Origin of the sequence: Gemmatimonas sp. (assembly GCF_027531815.1) — a bacterium.
Lineage (GTDB): Bacteria > Gemmatimonadota > Gemmatimonadetes > Gemmatimonadales > Gemmatimonadaceae > Gemmatimonas.
The window spans coordinates 56282-74450 of sequence record NZ_JAPZSK010000010.1; the positions used below are offsets into that span (position 1 = coordinate 56282).

An 18169-nucleotide genomic window follows, 5' to 3' on the forward strand; every position below is an offset into this window, starting at 1 on the left:
CGCACCGGTGGAGGGCAATACGAGCCTGCCCGCCACCGGTGTGTCCTGACGGATCCACCGCCGTGAACCGCCGGCGGTGCGTCCGGCCGCAATCACTGCGGCGGTCTGCCCAACGCGCGTCCGAGGCTGTCGAACGCCGCCCCGAAGGCACTCCAATCACCTTGTTTCATGGCTTGTCGCATGGTGTCGTACCATCGCGACGGGGCGCCCGCATCCGGCGTGGCAGCGCCGGCATCGGCGCGCCCTCCAGAGCGCGGCCGTTCGACCGTCTCCCCGAGCGAGGCCAGCGCATCGGCGAGGGTGGGCCCCACACCGATCTGCTCCCCGTCGCTCACCACCGATTCGCCCATCGACAATCGCCCGTCGCTGCGCGCGCCCTGCGCCGCCTGCACGTAGAGCACCCCACGCGAGGTGACCATGGCTTCCGGTCGCGACAGCAGGGGCTTCGAGACCGGCCCGGCAGAATCGGCGCGGGAGCGCGCACGCACGCTGTCCACAGCCGCCGCCATGCGCGCCAGGGTCGCCGGCCAGAGCACCGCACGTGGGGACGTCGACCAATAGGTCGCCGGCACTGCCCCGCCCGTCACGGTCACCACGCCAGCCACCGCTTCCCGGGCGTCGAGCAGAGGCACACTCCATGACGCCACGACTCCGCCCTCCTGCTCCAGCATGACCGGTGCGGCGGGGCCATTGATGAAGGCGCTGTCCGGCAGGTGACGAAGGACCGGTCCCTCGAGACGGGAACCGAAGCGTGCGAAGGTGCGCACCTGCAACTCCGCCCCATCCGTTGGCGGTGGCAGCTGTACGGCGAGCGAGGCCGGCAGTTCGGTACGCCGCGAAAAAAGTCCGGGGAGTCGCGTCATCCACGTGCGTGCCAGCGCGTCGGGCTTCTCCGCCGGCATGAGCCGCACACGTCCGGTACCGGCATCCACGATGGCGGTAGCGGCCAACTTGAAGTAGGAATACACCCCGTCGCCCACCTGCCACCGCTGACTCAGGGGGTACCGGGCCGACGCGCTGTACAGATGCAGCACCCAATACAGCCGGTTCCCGTCGCGGATTGCATGCACCGTGGTGCTTTGCTCGAACACCGGCGCAATGCGTCGCACCCGTTCACGGACGTCGCGATAGCTCACGAGCAATGGGGTGCCCGCCGTGGAATCGGCGCCGAGCAACGAGAGATCGCGCAACGCCCAGGCATGCGCCAGACGCGCCAACGGCGTATCGAGCAGCGCGCCCGGCACATCGGCCGCCGTGGCACCATCCAGCAGGCGGGCACCGCTGGCACCCGGAGCCACCAGTGGCGCATTTCCGCCGTAACTTCCATCGGTACTCAATCCCGGCAACGGCACGAGACTGTCGGTCAGCCTAGCCCGCGAGGCATCCACCAGCGACAGCCGCCACGCGCCGGCCCCCGACACCGGGCGCTCGACGCGCAGCGCGGTCACGCGACCGTCGAGCAGGAACCAGCCAGGGGCAGCCACCGCCATGTACCCCGACGCGTCAGTCGCTGCGGGCCGTGGCTCACTCCCGGTCGTCGCCCGGTCATCGCCTCGATTGGAGGAGACCGGCGCAGCACCCCCCGGGTGCAGCCCCTCGGCGAGCGTCACGGCGTCCCAGAGACTGGCCCGGGTACCAAGTGTGGCGGTCGGTATGGGCAGGGGGAGCATGGCGGCGCCATCAGCACGATCCGCGCTGACACGCGGAAGCGGGCGCACCGCATCGGCGTCGAAGGCGCGCCGGCTGAACAGCGCACGTGCTGCCACGTAGTCGGCATCGCGGCGTGCCCGGTCACCCATCGTATCCCCCCGCGCTGCCACAGCGGGGACGACATGCCGCAGCCCGACGGCTGCAACCAGGATTAGGGTAAGGGTGATGAAGGCGGCCCGCAGCTGTCCGGCCCAGCCCGTACGCAGGACGATCAGGGCGGCCATTGCCGCGCCGTATGCCAGCACCGCATCCATCCTCAGGGTGACCCGATGATCGACTCGTAGGAACAGCCCGTCGGGACCGCTGCCCGCACGCAGCAGGTCGAACGCATCGAGTCGATAACTCCAGGCCAGCAGCAGCAGCACCAGTGCCCCCAGCACGCTCAGGTGCCGCCGGACATGGGTACTCGCCGCGATGCGTCGACCCTCGAGCCGGAGCGAACGGGTGAGGGCGTAGAGGACCAAAACCATGGCCGTCAGCGCTACGACACTGACCAAGGCCCAGAGGTACATCGTCTCCTCGAAGGGCAACCAATACACGTAGTGGCCAAGGTCGCGATCGAAGATGCCTTCGATTTCACCGAACGGGATGCCGTGCCGCGCGAGGGCGAGGGTTTCCCAGTTGGTGAGCGGGACGGCCAGCACGCCCCCCACCAGCAGGGCGAGAATGATCGTGGCAGACAGCAACCGCCGTCCCGGCACCATGGCCGTGAGCTCGATGTTGGCCACGCGCGACGGGACCGCCACGGCGAGAATGGTGCGCCGAACCGCGTGCAGATTGGCAAATGCGAAGAGGGAGCCGACGATCCATGCGCCGCCCTGCAGCAGCATCGTGTCGAGGACCCGTTCCCAGAACAGGGCGGGCACGCCCATGGCGTCGTACCACGCGTGATCCACGAACAACGCCGTCGCGGTGCGCCCCACGAGGAGCACCACGGCAGCCACGGCCACCAGGAGGAGGAGCCAGCTCCGGGTGCCCACGTCAGTGTGCGCGGACGGAGGTCAGAGCGTTACACCCTGTTCGCGCACCCATGTCTCCATGATGGTGCGGATCTCGTGCAGACGCTGCTCGGTGCGTGCTTCGTACCGTGCAACGATCACCGGTTGAGTATTGGAGGCGCGCAGCAGCCCCCAGCCATCGCCGAAGAGCACCCGCACGCCATCGACATCGATGACATCGTACCGGGCGGCAAAGTGCGGCACGGCCTTCGCCATGATGGCGAACTTCGTCTCGTCATCCGTGTCAATGCGGATCTCCGGTGTCGATACGAACAGTGGCACGTCGGCCAGCAGCTCGTCGATACGCTTGCCGCTGTCGGCCACGATGCGCAGGAGCCGCGCCGCGGCGTACAGCGCATCGTCATGGCCGTAAAACCCCTCCGAGAAGAACATGTGCCCCGACATCTCGCCGGCGAGCGGCGCGTGGAGGCTCCTCATTTTCTCCTTGATGAGCGAATGGCCGGTCTTCCACATCACAGGCGTGCCGCCAGCCGCTTCGATCCCGTCGGTGAGTGCCTGCGAGCACTTCACGTCGAAGATGATGGGCTGACCACGTCCGGTGCGCGCCAGCACGTCACGCGCGTAGAGGATGAGCAGATGGTCGCCCCAGATGATGCGGCCGTGGGCATCGACCACGCCGATTCGATCGGCATCGCCATCGAACGCGACGCCCAGCTCCGCCCCGTGGGCCCGCACGGCGGCAATGCAGTCGGCAAGATTCTCGGGGACGGTGGGATCAGGGTGGTGATTCGGGAAGGTGCCATCGCTTTCCGTGAAGAGCCCGATGGCGTCGACGCCCAACGCGTCGAAGAGCTGGGGAGCCACGAGGGCGGCCGCGCCGTTCCCGCAGTCGTACACCACGCGCAGCCGGCTCCCATCGGCACGAGCGATGGGCCCCACCCGCGTGGCGATGTCGTGCACGTAGCGATCAATGACTGCCGCGTGACGTACTGCCCCCTGCCCGCTTGGGAAGTGCCCCGCCACGATGCGCGCGTAGAGCGCCTGAATGTCGGCACCGTGCAGCGACGCCGTACCGAGGCACATCTTGAAGCCGTTGTACTCGGGCGGATTGTGCGATCCGGTGATCTGGATGCCCCCCCCCACAGCCTCGTGGTGCAGCGCCCAATAGAGGAGCGGCGTCGGCACGATGCCGATATCCACGACATCCACGCCGCTTTCCGTCAGCCCTCGCACGAGCGCGTCGCGCAGCGCCGTCCCGCTCGGCCGGTTGTCCCGTCCCACTGCCACTGCCCCGACAATCCCCCGCTCGGCCAGCAGGGAGGCGTACCCGCGTCCGATTCCGTACGCGACCTCCTCGGTAAGATCGGTCCCCACCACACCGCGGACGTCATACTGCCGGAAGATCGCTCGATTGATGCTCATGCCAGACCGTGCGGAGGGGTCGCCAAGGGGAGGAAGTAAGCTATCACGCACCGATCGCGGGCGGGGTCGGCCCCATCATCGGGGCGTCGTTGGCTGACGTGACATCGCCACACCCGCGTCCGTCGACGGGACCGTGAGGACGGCCGCCTGCAGACGTGGACCGCGCGGGGCCGGCTCGATGGGGGCGCTGCGGGTGATGGGACTGGTGAGCGCACGCTTGGCCATGCGGACGACGGGCGTCGGATACACTCCCAACACCAGCAGCACCGCGGCTGCAAATGCCACGAGCGACTGGCCCATGGGGAGCAACTGCGGTGTCGGCTGTCCCTCGGTGCGCGGACGCATGAACATGGCACCCACCACATTGAGGTAGTACGCCGCCGAGACCGCGCTGGTCAGCACCAGCACAACCGCCAGAATGGTCTGGGGGGCGTTGGCCTGCAGAGCGGCCTGCAGGACATACCACTTGGCGAAGAACCCCATGCCTCCCACCAGCGGCATGCCGAGAAACGCCAGAAGGAACACCGCCATGGCGCTGGCCAACCACGGGCGCACAAGCCAGAGACCTGCGATGTCGTCGATGGTGGGCGCCACATCACGACCGGCATTCACCGCGATCAGCACGCCGAACGTACCCATCGTGGCCAGCGTGTAGGACACCATGTAGAACACCAGCGCCGTCGTGGCGGCCGCTCCGCCCACCACGAGGGTCACGAGCAGATAGCCGGCATGCGCGATGCTCGAATAGGCGAGCATGCGCACGAGATTGCGCTGCGAAAGCGCGAACACGTTGCCCACGACCATCGTCGCCACGGCGAGCCACCACAGGCCGGTGTGCCATTGGGCCGAGGCACGCCCGAGCGCCTCGACCATGACGCGGGCAAAGACGGCAAACGCCGCGGTCTTGACCGTAGCCGACATGAACGCCGTGATCGGCAGCGGGGCGCCATCGTAGACGTCGGGCGTCCACAAGTGAAACGGGGCTGCGGCCACCTTGAAGGCGAGGCCCACGAGCAGCAAGGCGGCCCCCACGATGAACAAGGGGGAGAGGGGCGGATGCGCGGACACCCACTGCCCGATGTCCACCAGTCGTGTGCTGCCGGTTGCCCCGTACAGGAGTGCGATGCCGTACAGCAGGAACCCCGTGCTTACGGCACCAAGCAGGAAGTACTTCACGGCCGCCTCGGCGCCACGTCCGCTCCGGCGGTTGACGCCGGCCAGAACATACACGGCAAGCGACATCAGCTCGACGCCCAGAAACACGAACATGAGGTCTCGTGCCGCCGCAAGAATCATCATGCCCACGGCCGCGAACAGCACCAGCACGGGTACTTCCGGGCTGAATGCACCGCTGCGGTGCTGTTCGGCATCAATCAGCATCAGCGACATCCCCGTGCCCAGAAGAATCACCAGGTCGATCGCCCAACGGAAGCCGTCACCCGCCAATCGCTGATCGGCCGTGCCGGTCGCGCCGTCGCCCCAGGCAATGACGACGACCAGCCCGACCAGAAGGCAGAGCACCACCGCAAACCGTGACATGGTGGACGTCCGCTCTGCTCCCTCGGCTGCACCGGCGCGTTGCGACTGCGGCGACCATACGGTGCCCACCAGCATCGCGAGTGCGCCGCTCGTGAGCAGCAGTTCCGGGGCGAGGGCGCGCAGCAGCGCGCCACCTGACATGTACTCACTCATCGGTTCAGTGACACGGGAGGAAGCGCCGCCGGCGCGTTGGGGCCGAAGCGCACGATTTCCACCAGATCGCGCGACGGGCGGTCGCTACGACGCAGAACCGCACCGGGTACGAGGCCGAGGTAGATGATCGCCACGGCGAAGACCCCCATCACGAACTTCTCACGCGGGCTCAGGTCGGCCACGTGGGCCTGTCGGGGGGCGTCCATCGCGCCAAAGAGCAGCAACTGGAGGGCGCGCAACCCGTACGCCGCGGCGAAGATCACGCCGGTGGTAGCGACAACCGCCAAAGCGGGGAACTCGGCATAGCTACCGAGCAGCACGAGGAACTCCCCCACGAACCCGTTGGTCCCCGGAAGCGCGACCGTGGACAGCATCACCAGTGTCAGCATGACCGAGAACCAGGGTACCACCCGCGCGATGCCGCCGAACGCGGCAAGGTCGGTGGTGCCGGTGCGATCCTCCAGCATGCCGGCAAGCAGGAACAGGGCGCTCGTGCTGATGCCGCTGGCAACGATGCTCATCACCGCTCCCTGCACGCTTTGCTGCGTCAGGGCGAAGCTCCCCAGCATGATAAAGCCGAGATGACTGATGGAGCTGTACGAGTTCACGCGCTTGAGGTCGCGCTGCGTCATGGCCAGCAGGGCGCCGTACACGACGGCGATGACCGACAGCACGAGAATCGTGCCACGCACCAGTTCGTGCGTGGCCGCCGCAGGAAACAGCGGAATCGCGAAGCGCAGGATGCCGTAGGCGCCCACCTTGAGCCCGAGCGTGACGGCCGCGAAGGTCGGGGCGGCGCTTTGCGCATCGGGAAGCCAGGTGTGGAAGGGCACCAGCGCCGACTTCACGGCAAACGCCGAGAAGAAGGCGGCAAAGAGGAACAGCTGCGCGCGCGGCGACAGCGCCACGGCGCGCAGGGCATCGACGTCGAGCGTGGTACCGCCACCCAGATTCCACAGCGCAATGATGGCGACCAGCATGAGCAGCGAGCCGACCAACGTGAAGAGCACGTAGCGCAAGCTGGCCCGCGAGGTCCCCTCGCGTCCCCACACCCCGACCAGCAGATAGGTGGGGATGAGCATCAGCTCCCACGCCAGATAGAAGAGCAGCAGATCGCGCGTGACGAATACGCCAATCAGGCCACACAGCAGCAGCAGCGCCAATGCACCGAACGCCGGCGTACGCACGCGCACGTTGTCCCACGACCCCAGCAGCGCCAGCGGCACCACACACGCCGTGAGCACGACCATGGGCAACGACAGCCCATCCACTCCGAGGCTGATCGTGGCGCCAAGGTCTGTCAGCCAGGGCAGTTCCACCCCGGCCTGCCAGCCCCGCTGCGCGGGGTCGAACGACAGCCAGAGCAGCAGGGCGAGCAGCGCCTCCACCACCATGGCCGCGAGCGTCAGCACACGGGCATCCGGGCCACCTGCCGGGGCGGCGCTACCGGTCGCATCGGCATCGACATCGCGCCCCCAAAGACGCACCAGCAGGGCGGCGACGAGCGGCCACAGCAACATGGCCGGCAGGATCCACCGATCGACATTCATGGAGAGTATCACGTCGCGCATATCAGGTCAGCGTCAGGGCGGCGATGAGCGCCAGCGCACCGGCGGCGAGCATCCAGGCGTATTTGCCCATATCCCCGTCCTGCAGGCGGGTTCCCATCAGGGAGGCCGTGCGACTCAACAGCGAGCCGCCAGCGCTGAAGCCCCGGTCTACGGTCCGATCGATGCCCCGGTCCAGCACCACACGTGCGAAGGCCTGAACGGGACGCACGATCAGCGCGTCCACCAACGCATCCACGCCGTAGGCGCGGGCGAGCAGGCTGGTGTCCTTGGTGGCGGCCGACTGCTCCGCACCGGGTTGGCGATAGCGCACCGCGGCAGTGGCCATGCCCAGCAACGCGACCCCAATGGCCACCCCCACCAGCACCAGCTCGGTGGCGTGGTCGAGATGTCCCGCCCCCGACAACGCCCGGGAACTGGCGCCGGTCACCGGCTCCAGCCACTTCTCGAGTACCCCCACCGGGCCCATGGGGATGAGCGCCGGCAAGTTCAGCCATCCCCCCGCCACGGTCAGCAACGCGAGGACCAGGACAGGCGCCGTCATGACCGCGGGGGCCTCGTGCAACGCCCCCTGCTCGGCCTCACCTGTGCGGTTGCTACCGTAGAAGGTGAAGAGCAGCATGCGGGTCATGTAGATCGCCGTGAGCAGCGCCGTGAGTATGCCCACGCCGTACACGGTGTACAGCACCATACTGCCGGGGATGCCGAGCAACGTGGCTGATGCCAACGGCGAGCCATGAGCGCGGCTGAACACGGCAGCGAGGATCTCGTCCTTCGAGAAGAAGCCTGCAAGTGGTGGGATGCCGGCAATTGCCAGCGTCGCCAGCGTCATGGCCGTCGCCGTGGCTGGCATGAACCTCGCCAGCCCGCCCATGTTGCGCATGTCCTGCGGGTCGTCGTGACGGTGGGTCTGGTGATAGGCGTGATGCATGGCGTGAATCACCGAACCGGCTCCGAGAAACAGGAGCGCCTTGAAGAAGGCGTGGGTGACCAGATGGAAGACACCCGCCGTGTACGCGCCGGCGCCGACGCCCACGAACATGTACCCGAGCTGGGAGACCGTCGAATACGCCAGCACCTTCTTGATGTCCCACTGCCGCAGGGCAATCGTGGCGGCGAACAGCGCCGTGAGGGCGCCGATGGTGCTCACCAGGAGAGAGGCCTCGGGTGCACCCGCAAAGATGGGGGCCGCGCGCGCCACGAGGTACACCCCTGCCGTGACCATGGTGGCGGCATGGATGAGCGCCGAGACCGGCGTGGGGCCGGCCATGGCGTCCGGCAGCCAGATGTAGAGCGGCAGCTGCGCGCTCTTGCCGGCACAGCCGACGAACAGGAACAGCGCGATGGCCAGGACCACCGGGGTGCCACCCATCGCCCCGAGCGTGGCGTGAGCGCCCACGAAGTCGAGCTTCTGGGTCGTCGTCCAGATGAGGAACATCGCGACGAGGAAGCCGAAGTCACCAACCCGGTTGACCACGAACGCCTTCTTGCCGGCATCGGCGTTGGCCTTGTCGCTGAACCAGAAGCCGATGAGCAGGTAGGAGGCAAGGCCCACCCCCTCCCAACCAACGAACATCACCGGGTAGCTGCCCCCCAGCACCAGCACCAGCATGAACGCCACGAACAGATTGAGATACGCGAAGTACCGGGCGTAGCTGGCGTCATCGCGCATGTAGCCAATCGAAAACACATGGATGAGCGACCCCACACCGGTGATGACGAGCACCATCAGCATCGAGAGCTGGTCCAGCTGCAGCGTCCAGTCGACCACGAGATTGCCGACCGGCATCCACTGACCCAGCGACAGCACCGCGGGGGCTGGCAACCCCACCCGCACGCGCATGAACAGCGCAACGGCCAGCGCGAACGCAGCGATGACGACGCCGGGACCAACGATGGTTACGAGCGGGTGCCGGGCCGTGGATGACTCGGAGGCGCCGGTGGTCGGCCGCCGGGTGAGGGCAATCGCGCCGTTCACGAGGAACCCGAGCACCGGCAGCAGAATGAGGAGCGGCAACAGGGCAGCAATCATCCGCGGAGGCTCCGGATTTTCGAAAGGTCCACCGTGCCGAAGTGCCGGAAGATCGCGATGATGATGGCCAGCCCGATGGCGGCTTCCGCCGCAGCGACGGACATGACCATGATCACGAACACCTGCCCGGTGATGTTATGGAGCTTGGCGAACGCCACGAAGCTGAGGTTCACGGCGTTGAGCATGAGCTCGGCGCACATGAACAGGATGATCGCATTGCGCCGGGTCAGCACGCCGACCACGCCGATCACGAAGAGAATGGCGGATACGATGAGCGCTTCGGTGATCATGCCGAGGCTCGCTTCTTGGCCAGGAGCACCGCGCCAACCACCGCCACGAGCAGCACGATGCTCGTGAGCTCGAAGGCCACCAGGTAGTCGGTGAAGAGCGCCGCGGCGACCGGTTCAACCACGTTGTCCGACATGGGCGCCGGCGCAACGCGCGGCAGTCGGTGGCGCTGGGCCACCAGCAGATTGGCCAGCAGCGCGAGTCCCATGAAGCCGGCCCCCAACCGCGCGCCGAGTGAGCGCAGGTCGGAGATCTCATGCCGACCGAGATTGAGGAGCATGACCACGAAGACGAACACCACCATGATGGCCCCGGCGTACACCAGTACCTGGATGGCCCCCACGAACGGTGCATCCAGCATCACGTACAGCCCCGCGAGCGCGAACATCACGTTCACGAGCCACAGCGCCGCCGGAACCGCATTCTTGCGCGTCACGAAGAGCAGCGCCGACACGACGGCCAGCAGCGCGAAGAGATAGAACTGGAACTCGAAGAACCCGGTCATTCGCCCTTCGGGTCGGCAGGGTCCCAGAGCTCGCTCACGGGGTGCGTCTGCGCCATGAGCCGTTCCAGATCGTACACGAACGCGGCGCGGTCGTACTCGGCGTTCTCGTAGTGGCGGCCCAGGTGGATCGCCTCCTCCGGGCACACTTCCTGACAGTAACCACAGAAGATGCACCGGAACTCGTCGATTTCGAACACGAGCGGGTAGCGGTTGCCCTGCTCGTCTTCCCCCGGGGTGAGCTTGATGCAGTTGGCGGGGCACACCGTCGGGCAAAGACCGCACGCCACGCACTTGGCCTTCCCGTCCTCGGTGGTGAGCATGCGGTGCGTGCCCCGCCACCGCGGGGAGAGATCCCACTTGGTCTCCGGGTACTCCATCGTGACCTTGTGCGGATCGACGAGGTGCTTCAGCGTCGTCGCCATGCCCTTGAGCGTGGCGCGCACGTAGCTCACCTGCTCAAGCGGCCGATTCATGACCTTCACACCGATGGCCATCAGTGTCCTCCCTCGGCAAGGATGCCCGGGGCGGCACTCGCCGCGAGCACCGGGACGTCATCGTTGGGACTACGTTCGACGCGACGCTGGGCGGCCAGCTGACGGCGCGACAGGTCGAGTCCGCGCGCACGCAGGCGTTCGAGATCGGTGGGGCCCACGCGGGCGCTGGCGGGACTGATGAGCTTTCCGCGATCGAGCCACGCCAGCAGCACGGCGATCAGTACGGCGTTCAGCGCCAGCAGTGCCAGCGAGAAGAGCGGACCCCGGCTCACCCCGACCATGTCCAGCGCCAACGTGGCCGTGGCGATGATAACGATGTACGCCAGCGCGAGCGGCAGCATGACGCTCCAACCAAGACTCATCAGCTGGTCATAACGGAAGCGCGGCAGCGTCCAGCGCACCCACATGAACACAAAGATGAAGAACCCCACCTTGCCGAGCATCATGGCCAGCGTGGCGAGCGTCTTTACCACCGAGTACGGCCCGCTGTTGTCCCATTGCGTGAACGGGATATCCCAGCCACCGAAGAACAGCACCGCTGTGAGCCCGCTCACCGTGAGCATGTTGGCGTACTCGGCGATGAAGAACATGGAGAACTTCATGCCGCTGTACTCGGTGTGATACCCGGCCACCAGCTCCGACTCCGCTTCCGGCAGGTCGAACGGTAACCGATTGGTCTCGGCAAAGGCCGCCACCAGAAAGGTGAACCAGGCGATCGTGAGCGACAGGACATTCCACCCCATACTCGACTGCTGCTGCACGATGGCACCCAGCGACACATTGCCGGCCAACAGCAGGACCGGAATGGTGGACATCCCCATCGCAATTTCGTACGACACCATCTGGGCGCTCGAACGCAACCCACCGAGCAGCGCGTACTTGTTGTTCGACGACCAGCCCGCGAGCACGATGCCGTACACACCGAGCGACGAGATGGCCAGCGTGAAGAGAAAACCCACCGGGAGCGGCGCGATGGCCATGTCGACCAGCCCCCACGGGGTGGGCAGCGGTGCCGCGAAGGGGAGCACGGCCCACGTCATCATGGCCGGGATGAAGGCGAGTGCCGGCGCAATGATGAAGAGCCACCGGTCGGCAAACTCCGGGTTTGTCTCTTCCTTCATGAAGTTCTTGATCCCGTCCGCCACCGGCTGAAGGATGCCACCGGGCCCGGTCCGGTTCGGCCCGCGGCGATCCTGAAACCACGCCGCTAGCTTGCGCTCCAGGAGCGTGAGGAGCGCCACGGTGACGAGATACACCCCGAAGAAGAGCAGAATCTTGATCACACTCGCCGCGACGAACGTTCCGATCGCGTCCGGTGCCACCTGCGGATTGGCACGCGGGAACAGCGCGGCAAGATCGAGGGCCGCGAGCACGGACGCTCCGCTCATGCGGACACCTCAGCGCTCACGCCCGCGGCCTGCCCGTCAGTGACCGGCAGTCCGCGCAGGCCGAGCGCGGTGTAGTCGAGCCCCGCAAAAGCCGGCAGCGACGCCGCGAGTGCCGTGAACACCTCGTCCGGGATGAAGAACGCGCCTGAGCCGCCCGCGGCGGCTACCAGATCGGCAAGCACGTACCAGGCGGGACGCGCCACCCCGGGCGCCGATCGCGCCTGCAGATACCGCTGCACGCGGCCACGCAGGTTGGTAAAGGTGCCTTCTTCCTCCAGCGTGTTGGCAATCGGCAGGACCACCGTGGCACGTTGCGCGATCACCGCCGGTATGGTGGTGCCGAGATACACGATGGGCCCGGCGGAGGGAAGCGCCGCGCCGTCCACGCCGGTGAGATCATCCCCAAGGATCAGCAGCGCGTCATCGGCCCGCACGTCGGCGAGCAGCGCGTCGTGTTCCGTGAACCCCAGGAGGCGCGCACCGGTGGCATTGGCGGCGCGCTCTTCGCGCAGGGCGAGGTCGGTGGCGCCAGGCAACGGCACCGCGATCCCCTTCTCCACCCGGAAGCGCTTGTCGTGGTCCTGCCCGGCCACCAGTCGGTCGAGCAGGAACAGCGCCTCGTTGGACGCATTCGGGGACGCGACGACCACGACGCGGTGTCCCGCGAGCACACGCACGGCCGCGGCGATGGCCTCGTCCCATTCCACCACGCTGAGGGCACCCGCCGTGCGCACCAGTGGCTGATCGGCACGGTCGCGGCGCGCGAACTCGCGGTAGGTCTGCCGTCCCACCTCGCACATGTAGTACTGATTCACGGCGTCGTTGGGACGCGGCCGCAGGCGCACCGGCACATTATCGCGCGTCTCGGCCACGGCGTTGCACCCCTGGCTGCATCCGGTGCAGACGGTTGCCGCGCGGTCGAGCTCCCAGGCGCGCGCCTTGTTGAGGAAATCCTTGCTGAGCAGCGCGCCCACCGGGCACAGGTCGACCACGTTCCCCGCCCACACGTTCGTGAGATCGTGTCCCTCGGCCTTGCCGATGAACGCGCGGTCGCCGCGCTCGGAGACATTCAGCACGGGTTCGTGCGCCACATCGTCCATGAAGCGCACACAGCGCGTGCACAGGATGCACCGATTGGCCACGTACAGCACGTCGCCGCCGAAGTCTTCCACGGGATTGAAGCGCTTGGGCTCGCGATATCGCGAGTCCGCACGCCCTTCGGCGAACGTGTAGTCCTGCAATTCACACTCGCCCGCCTGGTCGCAGATGGGACAATCGAGCGGGTGATTGATGAGAAGGAACTCGAGCACGCCCTTGCGCGCTTCCAGCGCCTTGGGCGAGTGCACGTGCACCACCTGCCCTTCCATGACCGTAGTGGCGCACGCCGGAGCCAGCTTGGGGAACTTCTCCACCTCCACCAGGCACATGCGGCACACGCCCGCCACCGGAAGGCCGGGATGGTAGCAGTAGTGCGGAATGAGTACGCCCGCCGTCTTCGCCGCCTCCAGAATGGACATCCCGTCGGGTACCGTGACCGGCCGCCCTTCGATCGTGAGGTTCACCATCTTCACGTCAGCCATGATGCCCTCACGCGGCCGAGGCGCGGAGCGCCCCGGGGACGGTGACCCGCGACGGGTTCGCGGCGATCTTGGCCTCGAACTCGTGACGGAACTTCTTGAGTCCCGACACCACCGGCGTGGCACACGAATCGCTCAGCACGCAAATCGTCTTCCCGCTCATGTTGTCGGCGATCGACAGCAGCGTGTCGAGATCTTCGCTGGTTCCCTGCCCGTCGCGGATACGCTCCATGATGCGGGTGATCCATGCCGTCCCTTCCCGACACTGCGAGCACTGCGCGCAGCTCTCGTGGGCATAGAAACGCGTCAGCCGTGCGATCTGTCGCACCATGCACTGACGATCATCGAAGACGATGACACCGCCGGACCCTAGCATGGTCCCCGCAGCGACCATGCCCTCATAATCCATGATGGCGCCCTCGGCTTCCTCACGCGTGAGAATGGGCACCGACGATCCGCCGGGAATGACCGCCTTGATCTCCCGACCGGGAAGCGGACCACCGCACAGGTCGTTGAGGAACTCGCCGAAGGGAAAGCCCAGCGCAACCTCGTAATTGCCCGGCCGCGTGATGTTGCCGCAGACCGAGAACAGCTTGGTGCCGATGCTCTTGGGATTGTCCGGACGGCCGAACTGCTTGTACCACTCGGCCCCGTTCTTCACGATGTACGGGACCGCGGTGAGCGTCTCCACGTTGTTGATCGTGGTGGGCTTGCCGAATAGCCCCGCTACGGCGGGAAAGGGCGGCTTGATGCGCGGGTTACCGCGCCGTCCTTCCAGCGAGTTCATCAATGCGGTTTCTTCACCGCAGATGTAAGCGCCCGCACCGCGGTGCACGTGCACGTCGATGCGCTTTCCCGACCCCATGGCGTTGGCCCCGAGAATGCCCGCCGCGTACGCCTCGGCCACCGCCTGCGTCACCCGCGCGTACGGCTCGGTGAACTCGCCACGGATGTAGATGTAGGCGGTCTCGGCGTAAATGGTGTACGCGCCGAGCGCGACGCCCTCCACGAGACCATGCGGTGTCCAGCGCATGATCTCGCGATCCTTGAACGTGCCAGGCTCCGACTCGTCGGCGTTGCAGCAGAGATAGTGGGTCTTCCCGTCGGGCTTCATGAACGACCACTTCATGCCCGTGGGAAAGCCCGCGCCACCGCGGCCACGCAGCCCCGAGTCCTTCACGATACCCTGGATCTCCTGCGGCTCCATAGTGACGGCCTTCTGCAGCGCCTCGTAGCCTCCGCGAGCGCGCCATCCCGCCAGCGTGCGCGCCTCGGCGTCGCCAAAGTACTTCGAAAGCACCGGTGTTTCGCGCGGGTGCGAAGGATGCGGGTACCCCATTACGTCAGCTCCGACAGAATCCGCGGCACCGACTCCGGTGTCACCGACTCGATGAACGCGTTATTGATCATCACCGGCGTGGCGAAGCCACAGGCGCCGAGGCACTCGACTTCGATCACGGTGAACCGGCCGTCGGCACTGGTAAGGCCCAGCTCACCGCAGCCGGTGTGTTCGAGAAAGCTGCGCACCACATCTTCGGCACCGCACACGTTGCAGGGGGTGGTGGTGCACACTTGCACGAAGTGGCGCCCTACCGGGTGCTGGTGGTACATGGTGTAAAAGCTCACCACGCCCTTGATGTAGGCCGGCGTGAGTGAGAGGACCTGCGCCACCTCCTCGATCCCCTTTTCGCTCACCCAGCCGCGAGCATCCTGCAACATCCACAGCGCCGGAAGCAGCGCCGCCTGCTTGGTGGGATAACGGGAGAGAATGGTGTCGAGCTCGGTTCGCGCCGCCCCCACGAACACGGGTTCGTGCGGTTCATCATGATGGTGGCCATGCGGTGGGGCGGCCACGAGCGCGCCGCCGCTGGCAGAAGGGCCGTGACTCACCGGTCGATCTCTCCCATCACGATGTCGATGCTGGCGTTGATGGCGATCACGTCGGAGAGCAGATGCCCCTCCACCATCTTCGGAATCGCCGACAGGTTCACGAACGAGGGGGGGCGGATGCGCCACCGTACCGGCTTGGAACTGCCGTCGCTCACGAAGTAGTACCCCTTCTCCCCCTTGGGACTTTCGACCGGCACATAGCATTCGCCGGCCGGCGGACGGGGGCCCTCCATGACCAGCTTGAAGTGATGGATCATGCTTTCCATCTCGCTGGTGGCCTTGTGCTTTGGCGGCAGAATGAGACGCGGGTCGTCGATGTTGACCGGACCGTCGGGCAGCCGTCGAATCGCCTGCTCGAGAATGCGCACACTCTGGCGCATCTCCTCGACACGCACCAGGAAGCGATCGTACACATCGCCCGCCGTGCCCACCGGCACGTCGAAGTCGTAGGTCTCGTAGTCAAGGTACGGGAAGTCCTTGCGCACGTCGTACGCCACGCCGGACGCCCGCAGCATGGGGCCCGACAGCCCGGCGTTCACCGCTTCCTGCGCGTTCATGGCCCCCAGCCCCACCGTGCGCCCGGCCCAGATGGCGTTCGTCTCCAGCATGCGCACCGATTCCTCGAGGGTCTTTGGAAACCCCTTGAGGAAGGCGCGCAGGCCATCCAGCCATCCATCAGGGAGGTCGGCGGCCATGCCCCCGACACGCGTGGTGGTGACCGTGAGACGTGCTCCGACCCACCCTTCGAGCAGGTTGTACACGTTCTCGCGCTCCTGATACAGCCACAGGAACGGCGTGAATGCCCCGATATCCACCGACGTGGTGCCAAGCCACACCAGATGCGAAATGATGCGCGAGAGCTCCATGAGGATGACGCGCAGCACCTTGGTGCGCTCGGTCATGCCCACGCCGAACAGGCGCTCGGCGCCGAGCGCGAACGCCACGTTGTTGCCGGGGGAGTTGAGATAATCCTCGCGGTCGGTCCACGGAATGATCTGGTTGTACTGGCGGTACTCCCCGATCTTCTCGAAGCCGCAGTGCAGATAGCCGATGTGCGGGATGCACCGCACCACGGTTTCGCCATCGAGCTCCAGCACGAGGCGCAGCACCCCGTGTGTTGCCGGGTGCTGCGGACCAATGTTGATCAGCATGTGATCGGCCTCGAGCTCAGGCTCCTCACGGCCCGGCAACCGCTCAAGGGCCACAGCACTGCCGCCCCGGTTTACCAGCGGTGCCCGCAGGGGCTGTCCCTGAGCGTCGAGCCCACTTGTGCCCAACGCCACCTCGATGGTGCGACGCGCGCTCATGCCGATTCCTCGGGGTCACCCAGCGCAGCCCGCTCGGCGATCCGTTGCTTCATATCGGCCGGCAACGATTCGAAGGCGTCGGCAATGCTCAACTCCTCCATGGAATAGCGCGCCTCCGGGTCGGCGGCGAGCGCCTGCTTGAGCTGTTCGGCACGCGAGAATCGACCGCGCAACGGGAAATCTTTCCGCAGCGGATGGCCTTCCTTGTACTGCTCCCACATGAGCAGACGCCGCAGGTCGGGATGCCCCTCGAAGCGAATGCCGAACATGTCAAAGCACTCCCGCTCGAGCCAATCCGCCCCACTGTAGATGTCGATGACACTCGGCACCCAGAGCGGGCCGCGCTTGGGCAACTCCACCTTGAGTCGCAGGAAGCGACGGTGTCCGAGTGCGCGCAGGTGCCACACCACCTCGAGCGGGCGCCCGCCATCGCGATACTCCACCGCCGTGACGTCCACGAGATAGTCGTAGCGCTCAGACGGCTCGTCGTGCAGGAAGCGCACGATGTCGTGCACGCGATCACGCGTGACGAACACGGTCGTTTCTCCCCAAATGACCTCGGCGCGCAGCACGTCGGCACCGAAACGCGCCGCGAGCACGGCGGCCGTGGGGTTGGCCGGCGCCCCGGTACGCGGCACGTTGACGGGCGTGATGGGCGCGCCGTTTTCGTCGGCCGCCACGGCGGCCATGACCTGCGGCACCACCGATGGCGACTGCGGGACTGGGACCGGTGTGGTCATGGCGCCGAGCGGGTCTGGTGCACTGAGTTGCCGAACGGCTCCGACAATTCGTCGATGCGCGAGGGCGGGATGTACAGCTGGCTGGTCGGGTCGGGCTCGATCTCGACGTGACGCCCGGCATCGTTGAGGCGCTCGCGCATGACCTTCTTCTGCAGCATGATGATACCGTGCATGAGCGCCTCCGGACGCGGTGGGCATCCGGGGACGTACACATCGACCGGGATGATGGTGTCGATCCCCTGCACCACGGCGTAATTGTCGAACATGCCGCCCGTTGAGGCGCATGCGCCCATGGAGATGACCCACTTGGGCTGCGGCATCTGTTGGTAGATGCGGCGCAACACCGGCGCCAGCTTGAGCGGCACGCGGCCGGCACAGAGCAGCACGTCGGCCTGTCGCGGAGAGTAGCTCAGCCGCTCCATCCCGAAGCGCGCCAGATCGAAGCGACTGGCCGCCGTGGACATGAATTCGATGGCGCAGCAGGCGGTGCCGAAGGGCATGGGCCACAGCGAACCGGCACGCGCCCAGTTCACCAGAAAATCGAGGCGCGTGGTCACCCAGCCGTCCTGCGAGCCGGGATCAACCTGTACGAGGCGC

The 18169-nt window shown here is 66.6% G+C and carries 14 protein-coding genes and 1 pseudogene; all 15 read right to left on the reverse strand.

Features of this window, described 5'->3' with window-relative positions:
• Positions 1 to 92: 92 nt before the first annotated feature.
• The 15 genes and pseudogenes from O9271_RS12825 to O9271_RS12895 all read right to left on the reverse strand — a co-directional run bounded on the left by O9271_RS12825 (position 93) and on the right by O9271_RS12895 (position 18129).
• The gene (locus O9271_RS12825) at positions 93 to 2690 is read right to left on the reverse strand and encodes a UPF0182 family protein (protein WP_298270335.1); all 2598 of its coding nucleotides are present in this window, start codon (positions 2688 to 2690) and stop codon (positions 93 to 95) included.
• A gap of 21 nt (positions 2691 to 2711) precedes the next feature.
• A complete protein-coding gene (locus tag O9271_RS12830) occupies positions 2712 to 4091 on the reverse strand; it encodes a phosphomannomutase/phosphoglucomutase (RefSeq protein WP_298270338.1) in 1380 nt (459 codons plus the stop codon).
• Between the two features lie 75 nt (positions 4092 to 4166).
• Entirely contained in the window at positions 4167 to 5783 is a 1617-nt protein-coding gene (locus O9271_RS12835) for an NADH-quinone oxidoreductase subunit N (protein ID WP_298270340.1), read from the reverse strand.
• Positions 5780 to 7354 carry an NADH-quinone oxidoreductase subunit M gene (locus O9271_RS12840; RefSeq protein WP_298270343.1) on the reverse strand — a complete coding sequence of 525 codons (1575 nt, stop codon included), beginning with the start codon at positions 7352 to 7354 and terminating at the stop codon, positions 5780 to 5782. The genes O9271_RS12835 and O9271_RS12840 overlap by 4 nt, the downstream gene beginning before the upstream one ends.
• Position 7355: 1 nt before the next feature.
• A complete protein-coding gene (gene nuoL, locus O9271_RS12845; RefSeq protein ID WP_298270346.1) occupies positions 7356 to 9383 on the reverse strand; it encodes an NADH-quinone oxidoreductase subunit L in 2028 nt (675 codons plus the stop codon).
• Positions 9380 to 9673, reverse strand: coding sequence for an NADH-quinone oxidoreductase subunit NuoK (nuoK, locus tag O9271_RS12850; protein ID WP_298270349.1), 294 nt, complete (start codon positions 9671 to 9673; stop codon positions 9380 to 9382). Before nuoK ends, nuoL begins: the two co-directional genes overlap by 4 nt.
• Positions 9670 to 10176 (reverse strand): NADH-quinone oxidoreductase subunit J, encoded by a 507-nt coding sequence (locus O9271_RS12855; protein ID WP_298270351.1) that lies wholly within the window; start codon positions 10174 to 10176, stop codon positions 9670 to 9672. Before O9271_RS12855 ends, nuoK begins: the two co-directional genes overlap by 4 nt.
• Positions 10173 to 10670 (reverse strand): NADH-quinone oxidoreductase subunit I, encoded by a 498-nt coding sequence (locus tag O9271_RS12860; RefSeq protein ID WP_291263337.1) that lies wholly within the window; start codon positions 10668 to 10670, stop codon positions 10173 to 10175. Before O9271_RS12860 ends, O9271_RS12855 begins: the two co-directional genes overlap by 4 nt.
• A 299-nt stretch (positions 10671 to 10969) precedes the next feature.
• A pseudogene (gene nuoH / locus O9271_RS12865) lies at positions 10970 to 11977 on the reverse strand (NADH-quinone oxidoreductase subunit NuoH); the annotation flags it as partial.
• 77 nt (positions 11978 to 12054) lie between these two features.
• Complete coding sequence (locus O9271_RS12870) at positions 12055 to 13638, reverse strand: 2Fe-2S iron-sulfur cluster-binding protein (protein ID WP_298270357.1); 1584 nt, start codon at positions 13636 to 13638, stop codon at positions 12055 to 12057.
• Between the two features lie 7 nt (positions 13639 to 13645).
• Positions 13646 to 14974 (reverse strand): NADH-quinone oxidoreductase subunit NuoF, encoded by a 1329-nt coding sequence (gene nuoF, locus O9271_RS12875; RefSeq protein WP_298270359.1) that lies wholly within the window; start codon positions 14972 to 14974, stop codon positions 13646 to 13648.
• Entirely contained in the window at positions 14974 to 15525 is a 552-nt protein-coding gene (locus O9271_RS12880; RefSeq protein ID WP_298270361.1) for an NAD(P)H-dependent oxidoreductase subunit E, read from the reverse strand. Before O9271_RS12880 ends, nuoF begins: the two co-directional genes overlap by 1 nt.
• Complete coding sequence (nuoD, locus tag O9271_RS12885) at positions 15522 to 16676, reverse strand: NADH dehydrogenase (quinone) subunit D (RefSeq protein ID WP_343213912.1); 1155 nt, start codon at positions 16674 to 16676, stop codon at positions 15522 to 15524. The genes O9271_RS12880 and nuoD overlap by 4 nt, the downstream gene beginning before the upstream one ends.
• Before the next feature lie 152 nt (positions 16677 to 16828).
• On the reverse strand, positions 16829 to 17572 hold the full coding sequence (locus O9271_RS12890; protein WP_298270366.1) for an NADH-quinone oxidoreductase subunit C: 744 nt from the start codon (positions 17570 to 17572) through the stop codon (positions 16829 to 16831).
• Entirely contained in the window at positions 17569 to 18129 is a 561-nt protein-coding gene (locus O9271_RS12895) for an NADH-quinone oxidoreductase subunit B family protein (protein ID WP_343213913.1), read from the reverse strand. Before O9271_RS12895 ends, O9271_RS12890 begins: the two co-directional genes overlap by 4 nt.
• Positions 18130 to 18169 lie beyond the last annotated feature (40 nt).

Coding starts and splice junctions, on each gene's coding strand:
- nuoD (WP_343213912.1), bottom strand. CDS start 16,676: ATGCTGATCAACATTGGTCCGCAGCACCCGGCAACACACGGGGTGCTG.
- O9271_RS12890 (WP_298270366.1), bottom strand. CDS start 17,572: ATGACCACACCGGTCCCAGTCCCGCAGTCGCCATCGGTGGTGCCGCAG.
- nuoF (WP_298270359.1), bottom strand. CDS start 14,974: ATGGGGTACCCGCATCCTTCGCACCCGCGCGAAACACCGGTGCTTTCG.
- O9271_RS12870 (WP_298270357.1), bottom strand. CDS start 13,638: ATGGCTGACGTGAAGATGGTGAACCTCACGATCGAAGGGCGGCCGGTC.
- O9271_RS12840 (WP_298270343.1), bottom strand. CDS start 7,354: ATGCGCGACGTGATACTCTCCATGAATGTCGATCGGTGGATCCTGCCG.
- O9271_RS12855 (WP_298270351.1), bottom strand. CDS start 10,176: ATGACCGGGTTCTTCGAGTTCCAGTTCTATCTCTTCGCGCTGCTGGCC.
- nuoL (WP_298270346.1), bottom strand. CDS start 9,383: ATGATTGCTGCCCTGTTGCCGCTCCTCATTCTGCTGCCGGTGCTCGGG.
- O9271_RS12835 (WP_298270340.1), bottom strand. CDS start 5,783: ATGAGTGAGTACATGTCAGGTGGCGCGCTGCTGCGCGCCCTCGCCCCG.
- O9271_RS12860 (WP_291263337.1), bottom strand. CDS start 10,670: ATGGCCATCGGTGTGAAGGTCATGAATCGGCCGCTTGAGCAGGTGAGC.
- O9271_RS12830 (WP_298270338.1), bottom strand. CDS start 4,091: ATGAGCATCAATCGAGCGATCTTCCGGCAGTATGACGTCCGCGGTGTG.
- nuoK (WP_298270349.1), bottom strand. CDS start 9,673: ATGATCACCGAAGCGCTCATCGTATCCGCCATTCTCTTCGTGATCGGC.